Genomic DNA, 665 nt, shown 5'->3' on the forward strand with positions numbered 1-665 from the left:
CGCGGGGCGGGGTGCGGGGTGTCGCCGCGCGCGGCCGCGCGCGGGCCCGCGCGCGCCCCCGCGCCCCCGCGCCCCGCCCCGCCCCCGGTTCCGTAGCCGACGGCCGCGATCCGGTCCGGGTCGGTCCGCGGCTCGGCGCGGAGCACGTCGAGCGCCGCGTGGCCGATGCCCCGCATCCGGTCGGGGTCGGCGAGCAGCGGCATGCAGCGGGCCAGCATCTCCTCGGGGTCGCCCAGATAGCGCCCGCCGTGGAGGTCGAAGGCCAGCGCCACGTATCCCAGTTCGGCGAGCGCATCGGCCCGGCGGCGCTCGACGTCGCTGAGCCCCACCCCCTCGGGCCCGACCAGGACCCCGGGCCGGCGGCCGGCTCCGGCCGGGAGCGCGAGGTGCCCGGTCATCGTCAGGCCGTCCGCCGTGTATGCGATCGTGCGCGTCGTAACCGTCGTCATGAGCCCGGACTGTAGTGATCTCCGGTCCCGGTCCGGCCGGTGTTCTGCCGCGGGCAGATCCGGCCGGTCCTCGGTCAGTCGATGCCTTCGACGATGCGGAAGTGGGGGGGGCGCGCGGCCGCCGGGGCGGGCCGCCCCCCCGGCGGGGGCGCCCGCCCGCGCCCCCCGCCCCCCCGCCCGGGGGCGGGCCCCGGGGCCGGGTCGCGGCGACGTAAC

Annotated in this window: 1 protein-coding gene; it reads right to left on the reverse strand. The window is 80.6% G+C overall.

The window, feature by feature from the left end; translation table 11 throughout:
- Positions 1 to 449 (reverse strand): dienelactone hydrolase family protein (locus tag ACFW9D_RS35975; RefSeq protein WP_384629313.1); only part of this gene is annotated, 449 nt, incomplete at its 3' end.
- Between the last annotated feature and the right edge of the window lie 216 nt (positions 450 to 665).

This window comes from Streptomyces sp. NPDC059524 (assembly GCF_042749255.1).
Taxonomy (GTDB): Bacteria; Actinomycetota; Actinomycetes; order Streptomycetales; family Streptomycetaceae; genus Streptomyces; species Streptomyces xanthii.